The sequence below is a fragment of the Amycolatopsis sp. CA-126428 genome (assembly GCF_002904335.1).
GTDB lineage: Bacteria > Actinomycetota > Actinomycetes > Mycobacteriales > Pseudonocardiaceae > Amycolatopsis.
Genome location: NZ_PPHF01000152.1, coordinates 128,148 through 145,339 on the forward strand (window position 1 = coordinate 128,148; position 17,192 = coordinate 145,339).

Genomic DNA, 17,192 nt, shown 5'->3' on the forward strand with positions numbered 1-17,192 from the left:
TCCACCTCGGCGGGTCAGAACGCCGGGACGATCCGGACGTCGTCGGCCTTGACGAAGGCGATCCGGTGCCCGAACTGGATCTGGACGTACTTGAGCTTGCCCTTCACCACCACGTGGCCGGCCGGGTCGAACGTGGTCGCCCAGTAGTACTCGGAGCCGACCGTCCCGCCCGAGGAGTACTTCTGGCCGGCGGAGAGCGCGTACGGCAGCGGCGTGATGGCCTGCACGGTCACGTTCGCCGGGTAGGCCTCCGGCTCGGGGTAGGCGCGGCCGTAGACCGGCACCGTCGCGAGGCCGGGTTTCGGCGTCACGACCCAGCCGATCGCGGGCTTCGCGACGCGGGCGCCGCGCGGGTTGTGGAACCAGCCCTTCTGGCCGAGGTACCAGATCGCCGTCCAGTCGCCGCTGACGCCGGCGACGGCGTACCGCTGCCCGGTCGCGACCCGGCTGCCGACGTCGGAGACGTCCATCGTGGACGCCGTCCCCTTCGGGTGCAGGCCGATGTCGACCAGCAGCGGCGACGACTCACTCGGTGCCGAGTGCAGCACGACGGCTTCCGAGCCACGCGGCACGCAGGCGGTGCCGGCGCCGTCGCAGCCGGTGAACGCGGGCTGGTTCTTCGCGAAGTCCGGGTCGATGGTGACCAGCGACGACCTGGGCAGGCCGAACCCGCCGAGCGGCGCGCCCAGCAGGTCGAAGTAGTGCGACCAGTCCCAGTAGGGGCCCGGGTCCCAGTGCATGCCCGGGATCGCCGCCGGGGTGATGCCCGGCACGTTGTCGTGGCCGATGATGTGCGCCCGGTCGAGCGGGATGCCGTACTTGCGCGAGAGGTAGCCGACGAGCTTCGCGCTCGAGCGGTACATGGCCTCGGTGTACCAGGTGCCCTTCGCGGCGAAGCCCTCATGCTCGATGCCGATCGACTTCGCGTTGACGTACCAGTTGCCGGCGTGCCAGGCGACGTCCTTGGTCGGGACGTGCTGCGCGATCAGGCCGTCGGCCGAGCGGATGGTGTAGTGCCAGCTGACGTACGTCGGGTCCTGGACGAGGTCGAGGACGTTGGCCCAGTAGCCCTCGGTGTCGTGGATGACGATGTGGTCGATCTGCTGGCTCTCGGGCCGGTTCGCGAGGTCGTGGTTGCCGTAGTCGTCCTTCGGCAGCTGCTGGTACGGCGCGGGGACCGACTCGCACGTCACCCGGCGCGGGCATTCGACGCCCGGCGGGTTCGCCTCGGGGTGCTGGGGGACGACCAGGCCCGGGTTGGCGGCGAGCGTGACCTGCTGGCCGTCGTCGGTCGTCCGGGCGGTACCGGTCTTGATCGTGTCGAAGACTTCGTCGGCGAAGGTCTGCGCGGCGGCCTGGTCGGCCGAGCCGCTGTAGCGGGCGACCGCGTCGTACCAGTCGCTTCGGCCGGCGTGGTACTTCGCGAGGAGGGCGGCGCCGCCGCGGATGTTCTGGGTGGCGTCGGTGCGCAGCGTTCGTGCGTCGGTTCCGAGCAGTCGCGCGGCTTCGTCGACGGTCTGCAGCGCGGGCGGCGGTGCGGCGGGCCTGGCCTGGGGGTGCGTGGCCGGGCGGGCGTCGTCGCCTCGTGCGTCTTCGGTGCCCTCGTCGTGGTGGCTGGTCGCTGTTCCGGCCTCGCGCAGGTCGGTGAGGTGCATCGGGCCGTAGCCGGCGGAGGTGCTGGGGGTGCCGCCGTTCGTGTCCCAGCGCGACTCGAGGTAAGAGACGCCCAGGAGGACGTTCTCCGGGACGTTGAACTCCTTCGCGGCTGCGGCGAAGTCGCGTTGGCGTTGGCTGGTGGTGTCGGCGTGTGCGGGAGCGGCGAGGCCGGTGAGCAGGGCGACGGCGGCTGCGATGGCTGCGGTTCTCGGGACGGGGCGGGACATGGGCATGAACCCCCAGGGTGCAGGTGCCAGAGGTGAGAACCTAACCAGAAACTCACGCTGGAGGTATAGGTCCGACCTGATGACCCGGGGCGATCGCGGGCGACGAGGAAGGGGGCTGCCGCTGGCCGGACGGTGGCCAAAATTGCCGGTCAAAGGGGGTGGCGGGGCCTTTTGTGCTCGTCGGGTGGACCCTCCTTGCACGACTGGCACTCACGTGGCTAGAGTGCTAAATGCACGGCCCGACAGCCCCGGCACCCGCGACGGCGGGGGTGGTAGAGCCGTAACCACATCCTGCCAACGCTTTCGACGACCGTGGAGGTCAACCCGGTGAGCGTGAACATCAAGCCGCTCGAGGACAAGATCGTTGTCCAGACGAGTGAGGCCGAGGAGACGACCGCTTCCGGCCTCGTCATCCCCGACACCGCCAAGGAGAAGCCCCAGGAGGGCAAGGTTCTGGCCGTGGGCCCGGGCCGGATCGACGACAAGGGCAACCGTGTCCCGCTGGACGTGAACGTCGGCGACGTCGTCATCTACTCCAAGTACGGCGGTACCGAGGTCAAGTACAACGGCGAGGACTACCTCATCCTGTCCGCCCGCGACGTGCTGGCCGTCATCAACTGACGTCCGCTCGCAGCGCATGACGCCCCGGGCCCCGCACAACGCCGGGGAGCGGGGCGTTCGTGCGTTCAAGACCACCGGAAGGTAAGCGGAAAACGCTATGCCCAAGCAGATCAAATTCGACGAGGACGCTCGTCGCGCACTCGAGCGCGGGGTGAACAAGCTCGCCGACGCGGTCAAGGTCACGCTCGGCCCGCGCGGTCGCCACGTCGTGCTCGACAAGAAGTTCGGCGGGCCGACCATCACCCTCGACGGCGTGACCGTCGCCCGGGAGATCGAGCTCGACGACCCGTTCGAGAACCTCGGCGCCCAGCTCGCCAAGAGCGTCGCCACCAAGACCAACGACGTCGCGGGTGACGGCACCACGACCGCGACCGTGCTCGCGCAGTCGCTGGTGAAGGTCGGCCTGCGCAACGTCGCGGCCGGCGCCAACCCCTCGTCGATCGGCCGCGGCATCGAGGCCGCCGCGGAGAAGGTCATCGAGATCCTCAAGGCCAAGGCCACCCCGGTCAAGGGCCGCGAGAACATCGCCCAGGTCGGCACCGTGACCTCGCGTGACGCGAACATCGGCGCCCTGCTCGGCGAGGCCGTCGAGAAGGTCGGCGAAGACGGCGTCATCACCATCGAGGAGTCGTCCACCCTGGCGACCGAGCTGGTGATCACCGAGGGCGTCCAGTTCGACAAGGGCTTCCTCTCGGCGCACTTCGCGACCAACCCGGAGGAGCAGAAGGCGATCCTCGAGGACGCCTACATCCTGCTCGTCCGCGAGAAGATTTCGTCGCTGGCCGACCTGCTGCCGGTGCTCGAGAAGGTCGTCGAGGCCAAGAAGCCGCTGCTGATCATCGCCGAGGACGTCGACGGCGAAGCGCTGTCCACCCTCGTGGTGAACTCGCTGCGCAAGACGATCACCGCGGTCGCCGTCAAGGCGCCGTTCTTCGGTGACCGCCGCAAGGCGTTCCTGGACGACCTCGCGGTCGTCACCGGCGGCGAGGTGATCTCCACGGAGATCGGCATGAAGCTGGCCGACGCGAACCTCGGCTCGCTCGGCAGCGCGCGCCGCATCGTCGTCACCAAGGACGACACCACGATCGTCGACGGCGCCGGCACCAAGGACGCCACCCAGGCGCGGATCGCGCAGATCCGCAAGGAGATCGAGAGCACCGACTCCGACTGGGACCGCGAGAAGCTGCAGGAGCGGCTCGCGAAGCTCGGCGGCGGGGTCGCGGTGATCAAGGTCGGCGCGGCCACCGAGACCGAGCTGAACGAGCGCAAGCACCGCATCGAGGACGCCGTGGCCGCGACCAAGGCGGCCGTCGAAGAGGGCATCCTGCCCGGCGGCGGTTCGGCGCTGGTGCACGCGGTCAAGGAGCTCGAGGGCGGCCTGGGCCTCTCCGGCGACGAAGCGACCGGTGTCCGGATCGTGAAGGACGCGCTGACGGCGCCGCTGTTCTGGATCGCGACCAACGCGGGCCACGAGGGCGCGGTCATCGTCAACAAGGTGCAGGAGCAGGGCTGGGGGCAGGGCTTCAACGCCGCCACCGGCGAGCTGACCGACCTGCTGGCCGCCGGCATCGTCGACCCGGTCAAGGTGACCCGGTCCGCGGTGGCGAACGCCGCCTCCATCGCCCGGCTGGTGCTGACCACGGAGTCGTCCGTGGTCGAGAAGCCGGCCGACGAGGAGCCCGCCGCGGGCGGGCACGGCCACTCGCACTGACGCAGTCCGCGAAGCGGGGCGGTCCTTCCGGGAGGGAGTGCCGCCCCGCTTTCGTGTGCCCGGAGCGGCCCCTTGAACGGCACGGAGGGCGGCACCCCACCCGGTGCCGCCCTCCGATGTCCGTGGTGCGCTCAGCCGCCGGACATGCTGAGCGCGCGTTTGTCCGATTTGATGATGTTCTCCCGCTCGGACTCCGAGAGCCCGCCCCAGATGCCGTAGGGCTCGTGCACCGCCAGCGCGTGGCTGCGGCACATCTCCAAGACCGGGCAGCTCAGGCAGACGGCCTTCGCCCTGGCCTCCCGCCGTGCCCGCGCCGGGCCGCGCTCGCCGTCCGGGTGAAAGAAGGACGCGCTGTCCATCCCCCGGCACGACCCTTCGAGCTGCCAGTCCCACATGTCGGCGTTGGGTCCTGGGAGCCTGCGCGTGTCTGCCATCCTGACCGCCTCCGTCATTCGGTCGATGCCGCTAGCTGCTCTGCTGTGGTGCCGATACTCCATTCGGTACAACGGCGGTAACGTTAGAAGCGCGCCAATAGTTGTTCAAGCGATTCGGGTTGATTCAGCCGTTAGGCATCCCCCGGATGTGTGAGCAGGGCTTTCGCCTCCGGTTGCCGACTGCGCTGGGTGCCTGGATATTGAGCCTCGTGGGAGCTGGGTCGGGCACCGAAGAACCCACCCTGCCGGTGGCCTCGGTCGCCCGCCGGCTCGGGGTCGCGCCGTCCACCCTCCGAACCTGGGACCGCCGCTACGGACTGGGCCCCAGCCGCCATACCGACGGCCGGCACCGCCGTTACGGGACCTCCGACATCGGCCGCCTCGAACTGATGCAGCGGGCGCTGCTGAGCGGCGCGTCGACGGCCGAGGCGGCGCGCTACGCCCTCGAGCAGATGCCCCGCTCCGGCCGGCCCCAGCCGGAGGAGCCTTCGGAGCCTGCCGGCGCCTCGGCGGCCGACGACGGCCTGGAGGTCCGTTCTCGTTTGGCCCGCCGCTTGAGCACGGCGGCGCTGGCGATGGACGTCGGCGCGGTCCAGCGCATGCTCGCGGACACCATCGCCGAGCTCGGCGTGCTCCCGGCCTGGACGGGCGTGATCGAGCCGGTCCTGTCGGCGCTCGGCGCGCGCTGGCGCGGTGCGAGCGCGGGGGCGGAGGTCGAGTACCTGCTGGCGGAGTGCGTGTTCGCGGCCCTGGTCCGCGCGACCCCGGTGCTCGACGAGCCCCGCAACACCCGCCCGGTCCTCCTCGGCTGCGTCCCCGACGAGCGCGACTCGATGCCGATGTACGCGCTGGCGGCGTCCCTGGCGGGCCGCCGGATCGGCGCGCAGCTGTTCGGGGTGCCGTTGCCGGCGGAGGTGCTGGCGGTGGCGGTCCGCCGCAGCGCCCCGGCGGCGGTGGTGCTGTGGGCGCAGGGACGCGGGGTGGCGGACGCGCGGCTGTTCGCGAGGGTGTCCCGCGGACGCCAGCGCAGCAGGTTGTTCGCCTGCGGCCCAGGTTGGGATCCGGCGGGCCTGCCGGACAGGGTGGAGCTCCTGACGGACCTTCCGTCGGCGGCGGACCGCCTCGAGCACGTCCTGGTCGGCGCCCACCACTAGCTCCATTCGCTACCTTCGGCGACGTGCGTGACGGCACTTCGATCATGTTTTTGTCGGACCCACCCGCTAGAAAGGACGGGTGCACGAACCCGCCCTGAGGGCCGCCGCGTTCGGGAGCGATCCGCTGCCCGATCCCGCCGCCGTGCGCGGGGCCGGCAGCCCGCGGGAGCGGCTGCTCGCCGCCATCGTCCTCGGCGCCCAAGGCCGGTACGCCGCCGCTGCGACTCTGCTCGATGCCCTCCGGCGCGACAGCGATCCGGTGGTGGCCTCCCTCGCCGCCAGCACCCTCGCCTCGCACCGGCGGCAGCTGGGCGGCCACCGCCAGGCCCGCGCTCTCGACGGCGAGGCCTTCGCCAAGGTCGCCCACCTGGCCACCGAGCGAGGCTCCGACGGCCCGGCCGCCTCCGGCGCGAAGGCGGTGTCCCGCCGCCCCGGAACCGGGATCGAAGCGGCCACCGGCCGCGACCCCGACGGCCTCGACGCCGCCGGCGCGAGAGCCGATGCCCTGCTCGGCCTGGCCGCCGACAACCTCGCCCTCGGCCGCCTCGCCGCCGCCCGCAGGCTCGCCGCGCGCGCCGGAACCGGTGCCGCCGGGTGGCGGGCCGGCGTCCGCGGCGGCTGGGTGGGTGCCGAAATCGCCCTCGCCGCAGGTCAGGGCGCCGATGCCGTGCCGCCCGCCGAGCGCGCTTTGGAAACCGCGCTCGCGCGGGGCGCGCGGCGGCACGCCGTGAAATCCCGGATTGTGCTGGCCGTGGCCCTGCGGGCGGCCGGGGCTCCCGATCACCGGAAGATTTCGGACGACCTTGTCGGAAATGCAATGGCGGCCGCGGAGGAATGCGAACTCCTTTCACTTTCGTGGCCGGCGGCGCTCGTCGCGGCCGACCTGCGCCCAGGACACGCCGAGGAGTATCGATTCAGAGTGGCGCAGGTGTTGCACGCAGTGTTACGAAGCGCAGATCCTTGCGGGAGGAGGGTTGCGGGGGAATCACCATGGGTCCCCGTCCCGGGTGGTTGAGCCGTCGGAATGGGGTGTTCCGGCATCCGGGCTAAGAAACTTCAAAAAAAGCCACCGGATCGTGTCAAGGTTCGGGCTAAAGCGTCCGATAGGGGAAGAGGAATGTCACCCGGCTGCAGGAAGGAAACCCCGTGACGACGGTCTTGATCTGCGACGACCGACGCAGTGTCCGTGAAGGGCTCACCCGAGTGATGTCCGCGGTCCCTGGGGTCAGTCGCATCGACTGCGTAGCGCACGGTGACGAGCTGCTGGCCCGGTACTCCCGTCAGCCCGTCGACGTCGTGCTGGTCGGGACGCAACGCGCGGTCCCGACGGGTGTCGAAGCCACCCGGCGGCTCGTCTCGGCCAACCCCCAGGCGAACGTCATCGTCTTCGGTGCCCCGGACGACGCGGGCAGCATCGCCGCCGCGATCGCCGGCGGTGCCCGCGGCTACCTCCGCTGGGACGCGTCCCGGCCGGAGCTGGTCGCCGCGCTGGCCCACACCCTGGCGAGCACCTCGGTGCCCGCGCCCCGTTAGCCGTCCGACCCGGGCGTCCAGCTGACCGAGCGCGAGCTTCAGGTGCTCCGCGGGATGAGCCAGGGCAAGAGCAACGGCCAGATCGGCCGCGAGCTCTACCTGTCCGAGGACACGGTCAAAACCCACGCTCGGCGGTTGTTCCGCAAGCTGGGCGTGCGCGACCGCGCGCAGGCCGTCGCCCACGGCTTCCGCCGCGGCCTGGTCAGCTGACCTGCCGCTCTCCCCGTTCCTGACACGGCCGGTTCACAGGTGACGACGGGCCAGGGCGCACCGCCCTGGCCCGCACCTATGTGGTCCCCATCACAACTCCGGCGTTCGATGTGGCGGATTCCCGCCTCGCCACGCCGCCCCTCCGGCGGATTTCGTACCCGCACCCGGGCTCGCTCGTTGAATCGGCGACCTCGACCGCGGGTCTGCAGGACGACCCGTATTTTCGCGGCTCCGCCCGCCGCGGCGCGCCCGGGTTACACCGCGCGCGCCGGTAGGGAGGGAGCCGACGGTACGGTAGCGGTCACCGGTGCGCGGTGGAGGCGACCACGGGCCGGGTTCTTTGCACACCTACACGTAACACTGGGACTGTTGTCTGCGATGGCCAATGTGGGGGATGGACTGGATGAACCGGTCGCCGCTGCTGTCGAGGGAGATCCCCAGGCAGTCGAGCGGCTGCTGGCTGCTATCCGTCCACTGGTAGTGCGGTATTGCCGCGCTCGGGTTGGCAGGCAGGAGCGATCGTTCGCTTCGGCGGACGACGTTGCGCAGGAGGTGTGTCTCGCGGTGCTAACGGCATTGCCCTCGTACCGCGATCAAGGCCGCCCGTTTCTGGCCTTCGTCTACGGCATCGCCCAGCACAAGGTGGCCGACGCGCACCGCGCAGCGGCCCGGAACCGGGCCGAGCCGGTGGCCGAGATCCCCGACGAGGTCGAGGGCGGGGTCGGCCCCGAGCAGCGGGCGCTGCAAGGTGAACTGAACGAGCGGATGTCCCAGTTGTTGCAGGTGCTGCCGGACAAGCAGCGGGAGATCGTGGTGTTGCGCGTGGTCGTGGGCCTGTCGGCGGAGGAGACCGCGGACGCGGTCGGTTCCACCCCGGGTGCCGTCCGCGTCGCCCAGCACCGCGCCCTCGCGCGGCTGAGAAAGGTCCTGGCCGCGGAGGAGGTGATCTGAGTGACCGGTCGTGAGAAGAGATTCGAGCCGGACGACGTCTTCGGCAGTGGCCTGACCGCGTCGGAGGCGGAGTTCGCCGCCGACCTGTCGGCCGTGCAGGCCGATGACGCACTGCTCGACGCGCTCGGCGGGTCCGACCCGGCGCTGGCCGACGGTCTCGGCGACCAGGAGCTCAACGCGTTGCTGGTGGCGTGGCGAAGAGACATCGACAGCGAGCCGCTGGCCGAGCTCGTCGACGTCGACACCGCCGTGCGCACCGTCAGCACCGCCGCTCTCGCGAAGCGGCACGCTTCGAGCGGACGCCGTCGCAGGCTGCTCGTCCCGGTCGCCGTCGCCGCCGCCGTGCTGGCGATCGCGTTCACCGGCACCGGGCTGGCCGCGCGCTCCGCGCAACCCGGCGACACCCTGTGGGGCCTCGCCAAGGTCCTCTACTCCGACCACACCCGTTCCGTCGAGGCGGCCGCGACAGCGAAGCTCGACCTCGAAAAGGCCAACCTCGCCATCGCCGGCGGCAACCTCGACGCCGCCCGCCAGGCCCTCCAGGACGCCCAGGCCGCCCTGTCGCAGGTCACCGACGAGGAGAACCGCGATCAGCTGATGGAGCAGCACCGGCAGCTCGCCGCCCAGCTCCAGAACCCCGAAGCGCCGGTCCAGGGCCCGATCCAGACCTCGGTCCCGCCGGTTTCGCCCGGCGCGCCGACGAGCCAGGCGCTGCCGGCCGGGTCGGCGTCGTCCCTCCCGGGCAGCGGCAGCGGCACCACGAGCCTGCCGGGCAGCGCGACCCCGACGCCGACGCCCCCGCCGCCGACCACCACACCGCCGCCGACCACGACCCCGGCGCCGCCGAGCACCACCGGCGCCACCGGCAACGACCCGGGCACCCCGCGCAGCGAGTCCGCGGGCGGTCAGCCACAGGGCGTCAGCGAAACCCCGTAGAACGGACAGCGAAAAGCCCTGGTGAGGAAACTCACCAGGGCTTTTCGCTGTCTTCGGGGAGTGCGCTCAGTAGGCGCTTTCGTTGGCCGTGACACCGTCGGCGAAGCCGCGGCAGTAGTCCCAGCTCACGTAGTCGCCGGGGTTCGGGTCGTAGGCCGGCTCGTGCGGACGCATCCGCCCGTCGGCCAGCAGCTGCTCGAGGCTCGCCCGCAGCAGGTGCCAGTCGTGGTAGTGCGGTTCGTCGCACTCACCGCAGTCGACGACGATCCCGCGAACCCCGCGGGGTTCGAGGAGAGCCTGGTAGACGGCCAGATCCGACAGATCGGCCAGTAGTTCGGTGCGTTCGGAGTCGCTGATCGGCTCGTCCAGCCGGTCCTCGGGGTCTCCGAATGCGCGGGCCGGGTCGTCCGGGTCGTCCGCGAACGGGTCTGGAGGCAGGACATCGTGCGCCACGGCCTGCACGGTACCGGTCGGCCCCGCCGGCCCGCCCACCGCCCGGGGCGGGCGCCGGGCGGCGGATATCATGAGGGGAAGGCTCCGGGTTGCCGCTGATCTTGGATCGAAGACCGGCGACCCCCGCTCATCCCGCGCCAGGAAGGCCCTTCACCCGCATGACCAGCGACGGCATCACCGCCCCCGTTCCGGCCAAGTTCGCCATGCTCGGCCTGACCTTCGACGACGTGCTGCTGCTGCCGGCCGAATCGGACGTCGTGCCGAGCTCCGTCGACACGAGTTCCCGGCTGACCCGGAACATCACCCTCGGCGTCCCGCTGGTGTCCGCGGCGATGGACACCGTCACCGAGGCGCGGATGGCCATCGCCATGGCCCGCCAGGGCGGCATCGGCGTCCTCCAGCGCAACCTGCCGATCGACGAGCAGGCCGCCGCGGTCGAGGTCGTCAAGCGGTCGGAGGCCGGCATGGTCACCGACCCGGTCACCTGCGCCCCCGACGCGACGCTGGCCGAGGTCGACGCCCTGTGCGCGAAGTTCCGCATCTCCGGCGTGCCGGTGACCGACGCGGCCGGGACCCTGGTGGGCATCATCACCAACCGCGACATGCGGTTCGAGGTCGACCACAGCCGCCCGGTGTCCGAGGTCATGACGAAGGCGCCGCTGGTCACCGCCCAGGTCGGGGTGTCGGCGGACGCCGCGCTCGGCCTGCTGCGCCGGCACAAGATCGAGAAGCTGCCGATCGTCGACGGCGCGGGCAAGCTCCGCGGGCTGATCACGGTCAAGGACTTCGTGAAGACCGAGCAGTACCCGAAGGCGACGAAGGACCCGGACGGCCGGCTCATCGTCGGTGCCGCGGTCGGCGTGGGCGTCGACGGGCACAAGCGCGCGATGACGCTGGCCGAAGCGGGCGTCGACGTGCTGATGGTCGACACCGCGCACGGGCACTCCCGCGCGGTCGTCGACACGGTCTCGCTGCTGAAGAAGGAGCTGGGCGAGTCGGTCGACATCGTCGGCGGCAACGTCGCGACCCGGGCCGGCGCGCAGGCGCTGGTCGACGCGGGCGCCGACGGCATCAAGGTCGGCGTCGGCCCCGGCTCCATCTGCACCACCCGGATCGTGGCGGGCGTCGGCGTGCCGCAGATCTCGGCGATCTACGAGGCCGACCAGGCCGCGCGGCCGGCGGGCATCCCGGTGATCGGCGACGGCGGCATCCAGTACTCCGGCGACATCGCGAAGGCCATCGCGGCCGGCGCGTCCACGGTGATGCTGGGCAGCCTGCTCGCCGGCACCGCCGAGTCGCCGGGTGACCTGATCCTGGTCGGCGGCAAGCAGTTCAAGGTCTACCGCGGCATGGGCTCGCTGGGCGCGATGCAGTCCCGCGGCCAGGGCAAGTCCTACTCGAAGGACCGCTACGCCCAGGACGACGTGCTCAACGAGGACAAGCTGGTCCCCGAGGGCATCGAGGGCCGGATCCCGTTCCGCGGGCCGCTGTCGAACGTCGTGCACCAGCTGATCGGCGGCCTGCGCGCCGGGATGGGCTACGCGGGGGCCGAGACGATCGCGCAGCTGCAGGAAGCGCAGCTGGTGCGGATCACCGCGGCCGGGCTCAAGGAGAGCCACCCGCACGACATCACGATGACCGTCGAAGCGCCGAACTACACGACCCGCTAGTGGCCCAGGGGACCGTCGAAGCGCCGACTGTGACACGGACCCGCTAGTCCGCCCGTTCGGTCGTTCCACCTTTGTTCATGGGCCGTCACGATCGGCCCATGACCAGGGACGGACTCAGGCCGGTTTCCCGGCGGACGGTCGCCGCGGTGGCCGTCGCCGCAGCATTCGGACTCGGCGGCGGCCTCACCGCTTCCGCCTCCGAAACCCCGCCCGCGCCGGCCCAGGCGCAGTCGCCCGGAGAGATCTGGAAGCGCACCGAGCTGTTCTTCGGCACGGGCAAGCCGGACGGCACCGAGGTGACCGACAAGGAGTTCGCCGCGTTCTCCGACCGGGAGATCACGCCGGCGTTCCCGGACGGCTTCACCCGGCTCGACGGCAGCGGACAGTGGCGCGGCGGGTCCGGCACGATCGTGCGGGAGCACACGCACCTGATCGTGCTGCTGTACCCGTTCGCGAACCGGGACGCCGAACGGCGGATCGAAGAGGTCCGCGCCGACTACGAGAAGCAGTTCGACCAGGAGTCCGTACTGCGTTCGGACTCCGTGGAGAAGGTCTCCTTCTGAGTTCTCGTGACCTAGCGTGCTTACGGTAATCGGTCTATCGCCTTGCGTGGCATTCGTGGTGTGCACTAGGACGCATGACGGTCGGCCGGCTAGCCCACGTGCTGCGCAAGGTCTTCTTCACGGCGGTCGCCCTGGTGTCCCTGATCCTCGGCGGCGTGGTGTGCCTGATGTGCCAGTTGCTCGCCGGCCGGGACGCGCCGGTGTACCGCATCGAGGGGCACGTGACGTCCCACACGCGCGGCGCGCTCCCGGTCGGCGGGGACGAGGAGGCGGTGAGCCACACCATCGCGGTCGACGCCGGTGACCGGCACTACCGCGTCACCGCGGTGGACGCCGGCCTGGACCTGCCACCCGGCCAGCCGGTGACGCTCGACGTGTCGACGGCGGACGGGAGCATCGCCTACCTGCGGGCCGGCGGCGGCGTGGTCGACCTGCGCCCGGGCGTGATCCGGCCGGTGCTGTCGATCGCCGCCAGCCTGCTGGCGCTGGGCGCGGTGTACTTCGGCGCGGTCCGGCTCAACGTCTACCCGCCGGTGGCCACCTGGCTGGCGCTCGCCCTGGGCGCGCTGCTGGCGCCGGTCGCCGTGTTCGTGAGGGTGTAGCCGTGCTCGAAAAGCTGCTCTCACCAGTGCTTCTGGCGGCCGCCGCCGGGGCCGGGCTGGCGTTCGGGACCTACGGGGTCCTCGCCTCCTTCGGGCCGTCCGAGCGGACGGAAGCTGTCGTCGAGTCGAGGCACAACGAGCAGCCACCCCAGGGAGAGCGCCTCTACGAACTCGTCTTCCGCACGCCTTCCGGCGAGCACTTCAAGGTCCGCGAACCCGACGCGCACCTCGACCTGGAGCCGGGGTTGCCGGTCGGGCTGCAGGTCTCCGCGGTCGGGCGGAAGGTGCAAGCCGTCGAAACCGGCGACCGCCGGGTGAGCGCCGATTCGGTCGGCTCCGTGGCCTGGCTGGCGGTGGTGTTCGGGGCAGGCATGCTGCTCGTCGCGCTGGTCAGTGCCGCCGACACGGACCGGCCCGGCCTGGCCACGCTGAGCGCGACGTCCGGGTTGGTGGTGGGGGCACTGCCCGTGCTCCTGCTGTTCTAACCCCCGTGCGCGGGTCACCCACGCGGCCTAGCGACAATGGGGCACGGCAGATTGTCGTCGGCGGAGGAGGCTTCACGTGCGGGACCTGGTCGAGATCGGGATGGGCCGCACCGCGCGGCGGGCGTATGACCTCGACGACGTCGAGATCGTGCCGTCGCGGCGGACTCGCTCGTCTTCGGTGGTGTCCACCGCCTGGCAGATCGACGCCTACCGCTTCGACCTGCCGCTCGTCACGCACCCGACCGACGCGATCGTCTCGCCCGGCACCGCGGTCGCCGTCGGCGAGCTCGGCGGCCTGGGCGTGCTCAACGCCGAAGGGCTCTGGGCGCGGCACGCGAACGTCGAGGACGCCATCTTCCAGCTGGTCCGCGCGGCCGAGGACCTCGAGGACCCGACCGCGGTCGGCCGCGTGCTGCAGGAGCTGCACGCCGCGCCGATCCGGCTCGACCTGCTGACCGAGGCGATCAAGACGGTCCGCGAGTCCGGTGTCACGGTGGCCGCGCGCGTCAGCCCGCAGCACGCCGCCGAGCTGACCCCGGACCTGATCGCGGCCGGCGTCGAAATCCTCGTCGTCCAGGGCACGATCATCTCCGCCGAGCACGTCCAGCGCGACGCCGAGCCGCTGAACCTCAAGGAGTTCATCGGCCGGCTCGACGTCCCGGTGATCGCCGGCGGCGTCAGCGACTACCGCACCGCGATGCACCTCATGCGCACCGGCGCGGCCGGGGTCATCGTGGGTCACGGCTACACGCCGGGCGTGACGAGCACCGACCGCGTGCTCGGCATCGGTGTCCCGATGGCCACCGCGATCATCGACGCCGCGGCCGCCCGCCGCGACTACCTCGACGAGACCGGCGGCCGGTACGTGCACGTGCTCGCGGACGGCGGCATGACGGTGTCGGGCGACATCGCCAAGGCCATCGCGTGCGGTGCGGACGCCGTCATGCTCGGCTCACCGCTGGCCGCCGCCTCGGACGCGCCCGGTCAGGGCCTGTACTGGACGGCGGCCGCGGCGCACCCGTCACTGCCGCGCTCGCGCGTGGCGGCCGGCCCTGATTACGCCGTGGACCTCAAGACCCTGCTGTTCGGGCCGTCGTCGGACGCGGAAGGCGTGGTGAACCTGTTCGGGGCCCTTCGCCGGGCGATGGCGAAGACGGGTTACTCGGACCTCAAGGAGTTCCAGCGGGTCGGGCTCACCGTTCGCCGGTGAGCCGGTCGAGGAACGCGGCGAAAGCGGCCGCGGAGTAGACGAGGGTCTGGGGCACCGCTTGCTTGGTGTCCCGGACCCCGACGACGCCGGGGCCGGTGCCGATCTCGACGCAGGCGTTCTCTTCGAAGTGACTGTGGCTCGACTTGCGCCAACCGGTGAGCGTTCGTGGGCTCATCGTGGTGTCTCCCGCCCTTGTGTCCCGACCGGCGGTGGTTCGCCGACGTGGACATCGACCACCGTGGAGATTACCCACTATTGTCGTCGGACAAGCATAACCGGCGAGTAACTTACCTCTGGTCAGAACGCGGAGCCGGAGTTACGCTCCCAGGTGTGACTGCCAGTAACACCACCACCAGTGCGGGTGGCCCCGACTACGACGTCGTCGTGGTGGGGTCGGGGTTCGGCGGCAGCGTTGCGGCGCTGCGGCTCACCGAGAAGGGCTACCGGGTCGCCGTCGTCGAGGCCGGGCGCCGGTTCGCCGACGACGAGTTCGCGAAGACGTCGTGGGACCTCAGGCGCTACCTGTGGGCGCCGCAGGTCGGCTGCTACGGCATCCAGCGCATCCACATGCTCAACGACGTCATGGTGCTGGCGGGTGCCGGCGTCGGCGGCGGCTCGCTCGTCTACGCGAACACGCTGTACCGGCCGCTCAAGCCGTTCTACCGCGACCAGCAGTGGTCGCACATCACCGACTGGGAGTCCGAGCTCGCCCCGCACTACGACCAGGCGAGCCGCATGCTCGGCGTCGTCACGAACCCGACGATCACCCCGTCGGACGTCGTGATGCGCGAGGTCGCGAAGGACATGGGCGTCGCCGGTTCCTTCCACCCGACGCCGGTCGGCGTCTACTTCGGCAAGCCGGGGGAGAAGGCGGCCGACCCCTACTTCGGCGGTGCCGGCCCCGAGCGCGTCGGCTGCACCGAGTGCGGCTCCTGCATGACCGGCTGCCGGGTCGGCGCGAAGAACACGCTGGTCAAGAACTACCTCTACCTCGCCGAGCAGGACGGCGCGCAGGTCATCCCGCTGACGACCGTGACGTCGGTGAAGCCGGTCGACGGCGGCTACGAAGTCAGCCTCAAGAAGACCGGGACGACCTCGAAGAAGTTCCGCACGACGATCACCGCCGAGAAGGTCGTCTTCGCCGCGGGGACCTGGGGCACCCAGAACCTGCTGCACAAGATGAAGGACACCGGCACGCTGCCGCGGCTCTCGCGGCGGCTCGGCGAGCTGACCCGGACGAACTCCGAGGCCATCATCGGCGCGGCCCGGACCGACGTCGACGAAAGCCGGAACTTCAGCCGCGGCGTCGCGATCACCTCGTCCATCCACCCGGACGAGAACACCCACATCGAGCCGGTCCGCTACGGCAAGGGCAGCAACGCGATGAGCCTGCTGCAGACGATCGCGACGGACGGCGCCTCGCCGGTGCCGCGCTGGCGGCAGGCCGTCACCTTCATGCTCAAGCACCCGGTCCAGGCGGCGAAGCTGCTCAACGGCTACCGCTGGAGCGAGCGCACGGTGATCCTGCTGGTGATGCAGAGCCTGGACAACTCGATCACGACGTACACCAAGCGCGGGCTGTTCGGCCGCCGCAAGTACACGTCCAAGCAGGGCCACGGCGAGCCGAACCCGAGCTTCATCCCGGCCGGCCACGAGGCCAACGAGCGCACGGCCGAACGCATCGGCGGCATCGCGGGCGGCACCTGGGGCGAGATCTTCGACATCCCGCTGACCGCCCACTTCATCGGCGGCGTCCCGATCGGGGCCACCGCCGACGAAGGGGTGATCGACCCGTACCACCGCGTGTTCGGCTACCCGGGCCTGTCCGTGGTGGACGGCGCGGCGATCACTGCCAACCTCGGCGTGAACCCGTCCCTGACGATCACGGCCCAGGCCGAGCGCGCGTTCTCCTTCTGGCCGAACAAGGGCGAGCAGGACCTGCGGCCGGCGCAGGACCTGCCCTACGCGCGGCTGGAGCCGATCGCCCCGAAGAACCCGGCCGTCCCGGCCGAAGCGCCCGCCGCGCTGCGTCGTTCCTCCTAGGGCCGTTCCTCCTAGACTCGGGGCCGTGACGGCATCCGAGAAGGCACACGCACTGCTCGACGGCATCCGGAAGCTCGACGACGAATGGGCGCGGGCCATCGGTGGCCTCGGCGAACCCGAGCTGCGCGCGCCCAGCGCGTTGCCCGGCTGGTCGCGCGCCCACGTCCTCGCGCACGTCGCCCGCAACGCCGACGGCCTGCAGAACCTGCTGGTCTGGGCGAACACGGGCGTCGAGACACCGATGTACCCGAGCGCCGAGGCCCGCGAGCGGGACATCGAAGCCGGCGCCCGGCGCGCGGCCGCCGATCTGCTCGCCGACTTCGTCGCGTCGGCCGGGCGCTTCGAGCAGTACGCCGCCGCGATGCCGGACGACGCCTGGGCGCGTGAAGCCCGCAACCGGCAGGGCGCGCCCGTCACCGGGGCCGTCGTGGCGCGGATGCGGCTGTCCGAACTGACCATCCACCTCGCCGACCTCGACCGCGGCTACGACCTCGACCGCGTGCTCGCGCTGCTCGGCCCGCTCACCGAGGACGTCGTCCAGAACGCCGTCACCGCGCGCGGCGCCCACCTCCCGGCGCTGCGCCTGGCCGCCGACGGGTTCGAGTGGACGATGGGTGCCGCCCCGAAGACGACCGTCCGCGGGTCGGCGGGGGCGCTGCTGGCCTGGCTCAGCGGGCGCGCCGACGGCGCCGCCCTCGACGGTGACGTGCCCCGGCTCCCCGCCTGGGCGTGA

The 17,192-nt window shown here is 71.3% G+C and carries 17 protein-coding genes and 1 pseudogene; 14 read left to right on the forward strand and 4 right to left on the reverse strand.

The window, feature by feature from the left end; translation table 11 throughout:
- Window positions 1–14 precede the first annotated feature (14 nt).
- Entirely contained in the window at window positions 15–1,883 is a 1,869-nt protein-coding gene (locus C2L58_RS38040; protein WP_103342463.1) for an N-acetylmuramoyl-L-alanine amidase, read from the reverse strand.
- 327 nt (window positions 1,884–2,210) lie between these two features.
- On the opposite strand from C2L58_RS38040, the gene groES reads away from it, so the two are divergent.
- Window positions 2,211–2,504, forward strand: a complete 294-nt coding sequence (gene groES, locus C2L58_RS38045) for a co-chaperone GroES (RefSeq protein WP_004559922.1) — start codon at window positions 2,211–2,213, stop codon at window positions 2,502–2,504.
- A gap of 97 nt (window positions 2,505–2,601) precedes the next feature.
- A complete protein-coding gene (gene groL, locus C2L58_RS38050; RefSeq protein WP_103342464.1) occupies window positions 2,602–4,215 on the forward strand; it encodes a chaperonin GroEL in 1,614 nt (537 codons plus the stop codon).
- A 131-nt stretch (window positions 4,216–4,346) separates the two neighbouring features.
- Here groL and C2L58_RS38055 read toward each other — a convergent pair whose 3' ends face one another.
- The gene (locus C2L58_RS38055; protein WP_276209731.1) at window positions 4,347–4,649 is read right to left on the reverse strand and encodes a WhiB family transcriptional regulator; all 303 of its coding nucleotides are present in this window, start codon (window positions 4,647–4,649) and stop codon (window positions 4,347–4,349) included.
- Between the two features lie 248 nt (window positions 4,650–4,897).
- Here C2L58_RS38055 and C2L58_RS38060 point away from each other — a divergent pair, with 248 nt between their 5' ends.
- From C2L58_RS38060 to C2L58_RS38080, 5 genes and pseudogenes are all read left to right on the forward strand, one after another.
- The gene (locus C2L58_RS38060; protein WP_369904306.1) at window positions 4,898–5,803 is read left to right on the forward strand and encodes a MerR family transcriptional regulator; all 906 of its coding nucleotides are present in this window, start codon (window positions 4,898–4,900) and stop codon (window positions 5,801–5,803) included.
- Window positions 5,804–5,882: 79 nt separating this feature from the next.
- Window positions 5,883–6,818 (forward strand): hypothetical protein, encoded by a 936-nt coding sequence (locus C2L58_RS38065; protein ID WP_103342466.1) that lies wholly within the window; start codon window positions 5,883–5,885, stop codon window positions 6,816–6,818.
- A 131-nt stretch (window positions 6,819–6,949) separates the two neighbouring features.
- Window positions 6,950–7,546, forward strand: a pseudogene (locus C2L58_RS38070) (response regulator transcription factor).
- A 378-nt stretch (window positions 7,547–7,924) separates the two neighbouring features.
- Window positions 7,925–8,497, forward strand: a complete 573-nt coding sequence (locus tag C2L58_RS38075; protein ID WP_026468912.1) for a sigma-70 family RNA polymerase sigma factor — start codon at window positions 7,925–7,927, stop codon at window positions 8,495–8,497.
- Entirely contained in the window at window positions 8,498–9,433 is a 936-nt protein-coding gene (locus C2L58_RS38080; protein WP_103342467.1) for an anti-sigma-D factor RsdA, read from the forward strand.
- A 66-nt stretch (window positions 9,434–9,499) separates the two neighbouring features.
- Here the strand turns inward: C2L58_RS38080 and C2L58_RS38085 are convergent, their stop codons facing one another.
- Entirely contained in the window at window positions 9,500–9,895 is a 396-nt protein-coding gene (locus C2L58_RS38085; protein WP_003073549.1) for a DUF5319 domain-containing protein, read from the reverse strand.
- Between the two features lie 149 nt (window positions 9,896–10,044).
- On the opposite strand from C2L58_RS38085, the gene guaB reads away from it, so the two are divergent.
- The 5 genes from guaB to C2L58_RS38110 all read left to right on the forward strand — a co-directional run bounded on the left by guaB (window position 10,045) and on the right by C2L58_RS38110 (window position 14,416).
- Window positions 10,045–11,556, forward strand: coding sequence for an IMP dehydrogenase (gene guaB, locus C2L58_RS38090; protein WP_103342469.1), 1,512 nt, complete (start codon window positions 10,045–10,047; stop codon window positions 11,554–11,556).
- A gap of 98 nt (window positions 11,557–11,654) precedes the next feature.
- Window positions 11,655–12,119, forward strand: coding sequence for a DUF3574 domain-containing protein (locus C2L58_RS38095; protein ID WP_103342470.1), 465 nt, complete (start codon window positions 11,655–11,657; stop codon window positions 12,117–12,119).
- Window positions 12,120–12,193: 74 nt separating this feature from the next.
- On the forward strand, window positions 12,194–12,721 hold the full coding sequence (locus tag C2L58_RS38100) for a hypothetical protein (RefSeq protein WP_103342471.1): 528 nt from the start codon (window positions 12,194–12,196) through the stop codon (window positions 12,719–12,721).
- Window positions 12,722–12,723: 2 nt separating this feature from the next.
- Window positions 12,724–13,206: a hypothetical protein gene (locus tag C2L58_RS38105; RefSeq protein ID WP_103342472.1), complete on the forward strand. Its 483-nt coding sequence runs from the start codon at window positions 12,724–12,726 to the stop codon at window positions 13,204–13,206.
- Between the two features lie 76 nt (window positions 13,207–13,282).
- A complete protein-coding gene (locus C2L58_RS38110) occupies window positions 13,283–14,416 on the forward strand; it encodes a GuaB3 family IMP dehydrogenase-related protein (protein ID WP_003073532.1) in 1,134 nt (377 codons plus the stop codon).
- On the opposite strand, the gene C2L58_RS38115 is transcribed toward C2L58_RS38110, so the two are convergent.
- Window positions 14,400–14,591, reverse strand: a complete 192-nt coding sequence (locus C2L58_RS38115; protein ID WP_103342473.1) for a DUF397 domain-containing protein — start codon at window positions 14,589–14,591, stop codon at window positions 14,400–14,402. The two genes, C2L58_RS38110 and C2L58_RS38115, sit on opposite strands and share 17 nt — an antisense overlap.
- 155 nt (window positions 14,592–14,746) lie before the next feature.
- Here C2L58_RS38115 and C2L58_RS38120 point away from each other — a divergent pair, with 155 nt between their 5' ends.
- A complete protein-coding gene (locus C2L58_RS38120; protein WP_103342474.1) occupies window positions 14,747–16,459 on the forward strand; it encodes a GMC family oxidoreductase in 1,713 nt (570 codons plus the stop codon).
- A 25-nt stretch (window positions 16,460–16,484) separates the two neighbouring features.
- The gene (locus tag C2L58_RS38125; protein WP_103342475.1) at window positions 16,485–17,192 is read left to right on the forward strand and encodes a maleylpyruvate isomerase N-terminal domain-containing protein; all 708 of its coding nucleotides are present in this window, start codon (window positions 16,485–16,487) and stop codon (window positions 17,190–17,192) included.